The sequence below is a fragment of the uncultured Kiloniella sp. genome, assembly GCF_937128705.1.
Lineage (GTDB): Bacteria > Pseudomonadota > Alphaproteobacteria > Kiloniellales > Kiloniellaceae > Kiloniella.
In genome coordinates this window covers 1-8,470 of sequence record NZ_CAKZMP010000319.1, presented here as the reverse complement: position 1 = coordinate 8,470, position 8,470 = coordinate 1, and the positions used below count along the sequence as shown (strand labels likewise).

Genomic DNA, 8,470 nt, shown 5'->3' with positions numbered 1-8,470 from the left:
TTTGGCTTTTTTGTGCTCCCCTCCTTTAAGCACCTCAGCAAAACAACGTCATCCATAATCCTTTTTAAAGCTGCTATATAAGAATCACTTAGGCATAGGCTTGGCTCATAATCGACCAATAGTGCTCTCGACATCCAGGGAAGGTATTATTACGGATCATTGCCGGAGGATTAGCAATCAAACGAAAACCTAATGAAGGTAATAGTCCATGCAAGGCTTGTTGATCTTCAGGAACGTCAATGCGTAGTTCTTTATCAGACCGTTCAGCAATATATCCAATCATTGCCAAAGCTGTTTCACAGTCAGGCGCAACCATTGGTCCCAAATGGTGCTGTCCCCGTTGAGGGACGGCAAGTACAAACCCAACAACCTCTCCCTGCTTGTTCTCGGCAATGACTGCATAATCAGACTGAGAATACCTTAGCTCGAACAAACTACGTCTATTTGCACCCAGTGCCTTTGCATCCATGCCGATAACATTTCCAAGGTCATTTGCATGCATCGCCCTTAGCGCAACCCGACGCTGATTTAGAGGAAAATCTGGCAACGAACTCTTTTTTAGAAACTGTTCCGGAGAACCAAAAAACTTTCGTATCCGTCCGGCAACTTCATATCCGCACTTTTTATAAAGTGGCTCGCCCGCTTCAGTGGCGATCAAACACAGTGTCCGTCCTTTTGCAATTTCGTGACCATGCAAGGCATCCATCACTGCCCGTCCATAGCCTTGTTTCTGATTTTCCGGACGCACCATTATCATCCCGATCGACGCCAATTCAGTACCGTATGGGAAAAGAGCACCAGTGGCGATTATCTTCCCTCGCTCATCTTTGGCCCCTAAAAAAACACCCACCTGAAGCATGACCTCAAGGTCTTTCACGACATGCGTCCAGCCAAGGCTTTCAATTAAATCCAAAATTGCGGGAACATCATCAAGAGTTAAAACTTCAAATGAAAACGCTTTGGGTGAAAACGCTTTGGTTTTATCCATTAACATCGACAACTACACGTCCTTGAACAGCACCTTTCAAAATCGCAGCCCCCAAATCAGGCAAATCATTCAGGGTCGCATGCTGAACCATCTTTTCTAATTTCCCCATGGGTAGGTCCGAGACAACTCTCTGCCAGGCTCGTTGACGATTTTCAAAGGGCTGCATAACTGAATCGATGCCCAAAAGATTCACTCCACGAAGCAGGAAGGGAATAACAGTTGCTGGTAACGCCGCCCCGCCGGCAAGGCCAACAGCAGAGACCGAAGCACCGTATTTCATCTGGCCAAGAACACGGGCAAGCATTGCCCCGCCAACAGCGTCAACACACCCCGCCCATGTTTCACTTTCTAGCGGGCGCTTCACTGTTTCGTTCAATTCCTCCCGGGCCACGATCCGGCTTGCGCCAAGTTCTTTGAGATAATCTGCAGTATCTGGACGTCCGGTAACCCCAGCAACACCATAGCCAAGATTAGCTAGAATAGAGGTTGCGACAGAGCCAACACCACCCGCTGCCCCCGTGACAAGAACCTCTCCCTGATCGGGCTTCAGACCATGATCTTCAAGGGCCATAACAGCCAACATTGCCGTAAACCCAGCCGTTCCAACGGCCATTGCCTGTTTTGTGCTCAAACCATCAGGTAATGGCACCAACCAATCAGCCTTCACCCGCGCTTTTTGTGCATAGCCGCCCCACCAGGCTTCACCAACACGCCACCCGGTCAGAACAACTTTGTCGCCAGCTTTATAACGCGCATCGTCTGATTGCTCGACTGTCCCAGCAAAATCTATTCCCGGAATATGGGGGTAGTTACGCACCAAACCACCGTTACCTGTAATACAAAGGCCATCTTTATAATTCACGGTGGAATACTCTACCGCCACCGTTACATTTCCCTCAGTCGGCAGATTACTATTTTCCAGCTCTTTAATTTCGGAACTAACAACACCTTCTTCGGACTTATCAACAACAAGAGCTTTGAACATAATTACTCCTTAAAAATCTATTGTGGCCAGTTGGTTTGTTTGCGCGCCGAACTTACGGCCGGATCCGTCAACATAGTTGAACCACGAAAGAGTACTGTGCCCTGTAAACAACTGAAAGAGAGAATTTTTACAAGGCCTGCGAAAGACGCCAAACCCTATTCCATCGGAAAAGAAGCAATTCGGGCTTCGCGAGAACCGAACGGAGTCTGCACAAAAACCGTTTCATTATTTTGCCAGTACTCCTTGGCAATCGTTGCAATTGCAAGAAAAGCACCGTGTCTGATGGAATCACACCCCGATGTCAGTTTACCAATTTGTTGCTCTGCCTTATCGAACACGGACCAGTTTTCAAAAACGCCTGTATTAAGGTTCTCAGAAAACAACAAATGACATACCTTCCTTTGCAAACCTTGATCTTTTTCTTTTTGCAAAGCGTCTCTGGCAACAAAATCAATATCTGCTTCAAGATTTACATATTTCTCTAACCCACACTCAAAGGGGGATGTTCCCATCGTCATATCGTTACCATAAGACAATAGGCTGCCTTCCACCCGCTCGATAGCGTTTGGACAGCCTGCACGAATATCGAATGCCTGTCCTGCTGCCCAGATTTGATCCCAGAGCTGAAGTGCAAGCTCTTGACGGTCCATATAGATCTCAAAACCACCTTGTTTTGACCAGCCAGAACGTGCGACCACCATGTCATGACCATCAAACGCCATTTTTTCAAAGCGGAAAAACCTGATGTCGCGAACCCTATCACCAAAAACCTTTGCCATCACTTCTTCAGCTTTAGGTCCCTGAACTGCTAAGGGATATACGTCCGGTTCAAACACCTTCACGTCCAAATTGTAGCCACGGGCAAGTCCTTTTGCCCAGAGCATGACATCGCTATCAGCAATGGATAACCAAAATCTGTCTTCCGCCAATTTTAAAATAATCGGATCATTAATCATTCCGCCGTCTTCATCGACGAGGGGAGCGTAAAAACACTGACCATATTTCGCTTTCGACAAATCACGACAGGTCATCAACTGTGTTAGACGAGCCGCGTCAGGACCTTTGATTTCCACCTGTCGCTCACAACTCACATCCCAAATCTGTACAGCTTCGCAAAGATGTCTGTAATCTTCTTCAACACTGCGAAAAACTGTTGCTAACAACATATGATTATACACCGTATAGGCCGTTACTCCACAGGCCTCGACACGATCGGAAAACGGGGTCCGCCGCACACGTGTTGTCGGCGAAAGCGCCGGTACTGGCGAAAGCACAGGTATAGAAGTCATAATATTTAATTCCTAATACGAAATCCAGAACGCTCAAAAAATTTCAAGGCGTATTTTCTTGACCAGAAAGAAAACAGATGCACCCGAACCTGTGAAGGCATATAAGATTCATACCATCATCAATTATTTCGATAATAAAATGCGTGATCTTCCTCCTCTTAAAGCTTTGAGAGCTTTTGAAGCCTGTTACCGTCTTCGAAGTTACACGCGGGCAGCAGAAACACTTAATGTCGGACAACCCGCGATCAGCCATCAAATTCGGCTCTTAGAACAAGACCTAGGCATCAAGCTCTTTATCAAAAAAGGGTCATTGATTTCCGCAACCACCGAAGCTGATGACTATTATCAGGAAATTTCTCAGGCTTTAGGAAGAATTGCGGAAATTAGTCGTAATCTCCGCGACAGAAGTAACAAGAGGACATTTAACCTAGCCACTTACCCCGGTATCGCCGCCTACTGGGCTCTCCCGCGATTGTATAGCTGTCGAGAACAAACAAAAAATCTGTCAATCAAGGTCACAACCATAGACAAGGAACGCGATATCAATTGGGATCAGGTCAATTGCGCCATTTTGTTTGGAACGGGTAATTGGCCCGGATATGAATGTCAAAAACTGATCTCTGAAGACGTACTTCCCGTCACGGCACCCCTTTTGGCCGAACAATTGGCACCCTATTCACCAGAAAGAATACTAACGACTGCGCCCCTTATTCATCTGGAAGATACTGAACGAAGGTGGTTTGATTGGTCGGACTGGCAAAAAGAGTTCGCCCCGAATGTAAGATTACCTTCGGATAATATCGTAGTCACGAATCACGGCCTAGCCATACATCAGGCACTTCAGGGACAGGGAATCGTCTTGGGATGGACACAGATTATTCAAGATTTGATTGAAGGAGGTTCCCTTGTACCACTCCATAACAAATCTCTGACATCAGAGCGGGGATATTGGCTTGTTGCGCCCAAAAACTTTTTTAACAGTGAGGCTGGCAGGATAATAAATCATATATTAAACACTGAAGAGGCCCATCAGAACGCTTGCTATTTTCCAACTGTCTAAGTTCGATATTACCTCAATTAATTAGTAAAAATTCACAACAAAAATATGAATATCCTGGCTGCAAAGAGCTTTTCCGCGAAAACACCAGCAAGAACAATAAATACAATTTCAAACGAAATTGTCATAATTTTCACGCTAAAATTGCATTTTCATATTATTTTAGTCAAAATCGCGTAGCATATGAAAAGCCGAAAGAAATAACTAATGATTTTCAGTACTAAGTTTAAGGCATCACTTTTAACAGCATTTATATGCACCTGTGTACAACTTACATTTCTATCCGGCGCCTCATCCTATGATGAAGTTTTTCATAACCTAGGTTCGGACATCAAAGAAGCAGGTTATTCAAAGAGCTTGAAAATTTCACAATGGGTCGGAGATCACCAGATTCTTGTAGAAAGTTTCCAGCATGCAATCAGTACCGCCCCCGAACCTAGAAACGTTAAATCTTTTTTAGACAATATAGCTTGGGACGATAGCTATATATATAGCTACTTTGGTAGCAACGATGGGGACATGACGATGATCCCCGCGCTAACCTTGCCTCCGGGATACGACCCTAGAAATCGTCCATGGTACTCAAGAACACACGATGCCATGACAACCACACTATCTGAACCTTATGAGGATGCCGGCACCAAAGAGCTCATACTGACACTTACAACCCCGGTATTAAATGACGAAAAATTCCTTGGCGTTTTTGGCGTAGATATAAATACACGCACCTTAATCAATTTATTAACCCCAGAAGCGACTACCGGAATAAATCAATTTTTCATCGTAACTCAAGATGGAAAAATCTTGTTTCATCCTAACAAAGACGTGTCGCTCACTTTTCTAAACGATACATTTCAAACTGGGCACATAGACATAAAAGACAATTACGCTGTTACCTTGGAAAATTCAGCAGGCACAACACTACTTTTTTATAAAATAATGAATTTACCCGCTTCCAACTGGTATCTTTGCGCAGCTATAACAAACAAGGAAGAGTAAATACAAAAATTAACTTAGACATCAGAAATAAAATGAAAAATTAACTTCAGTAATTATCGACCCCCATCTCATTTTTTACTCTTTATCAAAAAAAAGCACTTTAATTTAATTACAAAATTTTATCACTTTTTTTATATATTCAAGAAATAATAGCTTTCAGTTACCGATAGTCGATCGAAAATATTGGTCATGAGGAGACTGGAACTATGTCCTTTAACATTGGAAGTAGAATTTTAGCAGCAGCAGCCCTGATTGTTGTTGTTACCTTCTCTGCTTTTATTTTGTATTTTGATTTCAATCAGAATAGTGAAATTCGCACATCCTTGAAATCCAACGTCAATGAAACCGGTGCCTTAGCAACGGCAGGGATTTCAAACTGGATTGGTGGACGCCAAGCCCTTATTGAAAATGTGGGACAAAATATTCTTTCAAATCCTGCCTCTGAAAATATCAATACCTTTGTTGATCGAAAGGTACTGAACGATACTTTCATGTTTACCTATTTTGGTAGCAAAGATGGTACAATGACCATGTACCCGAACGACCCCTTGCCCGAAGGATATGATCCTCGTGAGCGACCTTGGTATAAAGATGCTGTTAACGCAAAATCAAGCACGCTAACAGAACCATATGAAGATGCTTCTACAGGGAATTTGATTGTCACAGTCACCACCCCTGTTATCGACGGCAGCAACGTCGTTGGGGTCGCAGGGGGCGACATTGAAATCACAGTTCTGGGTGATCTTGTTCGTTCAGTAGACCTTGGTGGTATCGGGTATGCTTTTCTGGTCAATGATCAAGGAACCATCTTGATACACCCGGATAAAGAATGGACCTTAAAACCTATTGCAGAAGCTTTCCCGGAAGATACACCTACGGTAAGCGCAGAAGCAACTGACTTCACAGAAAGCAGTGGCGATACCATGTTTGCCTTTTTTAAGGTTGATGGACTTCCCACTGTTAACTGGTATCTCGGTCTGGCAATTGATCGGGATGCAGCTTTCCAAGCTCTTACAAATTTCCGCATAACAGCCATCATAACAGCAATTGTCGCCGTGCTCGCCATTATGGGTCTCCTCGGCATCCTTGTCCGCCAATGGGTTTCCAAGCCTGTTTTGGGCATGACTGATGCGATGACGAATCTTGCGAGTGGCAATCTGGAAGTCGAAATTCCTGGCAGTGATAAAAACGATGAAATCGGCTCTATGGCGGCTGCCGTTGATGTCTTCAAAACCAACGCGATTGAGATGCGGCGACTGGCAAAAGAAAACGAGGAATCAACAGAACGACATGCACGTGACCGCCGGGAAACGTTAAATAAAATGGCTGATTCATTTGAGCAATCCGTCCTGACTATTGTTGAAGCCGTCGTACAGGCATCAACAAATACTCAGGATGTCGCCAGTCAACTAACTGCAAGCGCAGAAGAATCTAACGCCAGAACACAAGCGGTGTCCAATGCCGCTATTCAAACCAGTCAGAACGTACAAACCGTAGCAGCCGCAACCGAAGAGCTTTCTGCGGCCATCCGAGAAATCGGCGTTCAAGTAACCCAATCAATTCAAGTTACCGGGGAAGCTGTCGACGGCGTTAATCGAACCAATGGAACCGTGACCGAACTTGCAGGTGCAGCCCAGCGTATTGGCGAAGTCGTGAAGCTGATTTCCGATGTTGCGGGCCAAACCAACCTGTTGGCACTTAACGCAACAATTGAGGCGGCAAGAGCAGGAGATGCAGGCAAAGGCTTTGCCGTTGTTGCATCCGAAGTGAAAACGCTTGCGAACCAGACCGATCAAGCGACAGGCGATATCCAGACACAGGTTGACGGCATTCAAGGCGCAAGTAGCCAATCTGTGCAAGAGATCACCAACATCAGCTCAACAATCGAACGCATGAACGAGTTTGCGAATGCAATTGCCGCTGCCATTGAAGAACAAGGGGCTGCGACACAAGAGATTTCCAACTCAGTGCAAAAAGCAGCTGCGGGTACGCAAGAAGTATCCAGCAACGTAGAAGTTGTGACAAAGGCATCTTCTCAAGTCAGTGCCGAAGCCAACAACCTGTTGCAATCTTCTCGTGAGATGCAATCCATGGCCGAGAACCTACGTACTGAAGTACAGAGCTTCTTAACCACAGTACGAGATAGTTAATCCCCTCATCTCACAATCGCTCAAATCAAACAGGCCCTGCTCAATAAAAGCAGGGCCTGTTTTGTTCGTTTACCAATTTGTGCTCTGATTTACGTTGTCTCATAAAACAGCAAGGATCACCCTCAAAGGTCAGAGAAAAATCCAAAATTATTTTTACCTTTTTTCTTGATCGCATACATTGATTTGTCTGCACAATTCAACAACTGCTCTGCTGTCGTGCCATCATCAAGAGAGAAGGCAATACCGACTGAAGCCCCCACACGGGCTTCTTCGCCATCAAGAGAAAAAGGAACATTCACCTGTTCAATTAAGGTTTCGGCCAACAGCTTTACCGAATCTCGGCTGGTGACTTCTTTTAACAGTATAATAAATTCATCACCGCCAATACGTGCAGCCATATCTTCTGGTGCCAATAGATCGCGAATACGATCCGCAACGCCAACCAGAATAGCGTCTCCAGCCTCGTGCCCCAGTGTGTCATTAATGGCCTTAAAACCATCAAGATCAATGAAGAAGACCGCCGTTTTTTCGCCCCCTGTTCTATCTTCTGCCAGGATATCCTTGAGGTATTTCAAGCAAAGACGGCGGCTGGGTAACAAAGTTAACGCATCATGATTAGCCAGAAATTTCATTTTCTGTTCTGCTGCTTGTAAATCCTCGGCAAGCCAAACCATTTCCTGAGCCTGCGCTGCCATCCGCTCTTCACTATCAATCAATTCAGAGACCTGAATCTGCAGCCGCTCTTCAGACAAACGTAGAGCCTTTTCAGCTTCGACTCTCTTTTCAATATTCAGCTGCTGTTCTTCGGCGATAATTGCCAGCTCTTCTGCTTGCGCTTCAAGGCGCTCACCGATATCACGGAAATTATGACGCTCTATGTCAAAACGCTCTTCGGCCAGAAGCAAAGCATCGCTGATCTTTTGTTTAATTTGATTTTCTTGATGTTTTTCAATTTTCTGAATAGAGGCCAAAGCCCTTGTAAGGAGGTCATTAACCTCTCTG

7 protein-coding genes are annotated in these 8,470 nt (G+C 44.9%); 3 read left to right on the top strand and 4 right to left on the bottom strand.

The annotated features are described in order from the left end of the window. Positions 1–88: 88 nt before the first annotated feature. From Q0241_RS15985 to Q0241_RS15975, 3 genes are all read right to left on the bottom strand, one after another. On the bottom strand, positions 89–994 hold the full coding sequence (locus Q0241_RS15985; RefSeq protein ID WP_299379242.1) for a GNAT family N-acetyltransferase: 906 nt from the start codon (positions 992–994) through the stop codon (positions 89–91). After that, on the bottom strand, positions 981–1,973 hold the full coding sequence (locus Q0241_RS15980) for an MDR family oxidoreductase (RefSeq protein ID WP_299379241.1): 993 nt from the start codon (positions 1,971–1,973) through the stop codon (positions 981–983). Before Q0241_RS15980 ends, Q0241_RS15985 begins: the two co-directional genes overlap by 14 nt. A gap of 155 nt (positions 1,974–2,128) precedes the next feature. After that, positions 2,129–3,262: a dimethylsulfoniopropionate demethylase gene (locus Q0241_RS15975; protein WP_299379239.1), complete on the bottom strand. Its 1,134-nt coding sequence runs from the start codon at positions 3,260–3,262 to the stop codon at positions 2,129–2,131. A gap of 58 nt (positions 3,263–3,320) precedes the next feature. Between Q0241_RS15975 and Q0241_RS15970 the strand changes: the two genes are divergently transcribed. The 3 genes from Q0241_RS15970 to Q0241_RS15960 all read left to right on the top strand — a co-directional run bounded on the left by Q0241_RS15970 (position 3,321) and on the right by Q0241_RS15960 (position 7,468). Continuing rightward, positions 3,321–4,322 (top strand): LysR substrate-binding domain-containing protein, encoded by a 1,002-nt coding sequence (locus tag Q0241_RS15970; protein ID WP_299379237.1) that lies wholly within the window; start codon positions 3,321–3,323, stop codon positions 4,320–4,322. A 204-nt stretch (positions 4,323–4,526) separates the two neighbouring features. Next, positions 4,527–5,318, top strand: a complete 792-nt coding sequence (locus Q0241_RS15965; protein WP_299379236.1) for a cache domain-containing protein — start codon at positions 4,527–4,529, stop codon at positions 5,316–5,318. Positions 5,319–5,524: 206 nt separating this feature from the next. After that, positions 5,525–7,468, top strand: a complete 1,944-nt coding sequence (locus Q0241_RS15960) for a methyl-accepting chemotaxis protein (RefSeq protein WP_299379234.1) — start codon at positions 5,525–5,527, stop codon at positions 7,466–7,468. A 122-nt stretch (positions 7,469–7,590) separates the two neighbouring features. On the opposite strand, the gene Q0241_RS15955 is transcribed toward Q0241_RS15960, so the two are convergent. Continuing rightward, on the bottom strand, positions 7,591–8,470 hold an 880-nt coding region (locus tag Q0241_RS15955; RefSeq protein WP_299379232.1), incomplete at its 5' end, for a GGDEF domain-containing protein.

What these genes read in the sequence shown, in the direction of transcription:
- Q0241_RS15975 (WP_299379239.1), bottom strand. Translation starts at nt 3,262, where the DNA reads ATGACTTCTATACCTGTGCTTTCGCCAGTACCGGCGCTTTCGCCGACA.
- Q0241_RS15985 (WP_299379242.1), bottom strand. Translation starts at nt 994, where the DNA reads ATGTTAATGGATAAAACCAAAGCGTTTTCACCCAAAGCGTTTTCATTT.
- Q0241_RS15980 (WP_299379241.1), bottom strand. Translation starts at nt 1,973, where the DNA reads ATGTTCAAAGCTCTTGTTGTTGATAAGTCCGAAGAAGGTGTTGTTAGT.
- Q0241_RS15965 (WP_299379236.1), top strand. Translation starts at nt 4,527, where the DNA reads ATGATTTTCAGTACTAAGTTTAAGGCATCACTTTTAACAGCATTTATA.
- Q0241_RS15960 (WP_299379234.1), top strand. Translation starts at nt 5,525, where the DNA reads ATGTCCTTTAACATTGGAAGTAGAATTTTAGCAGCAGCAGCCCTGATT.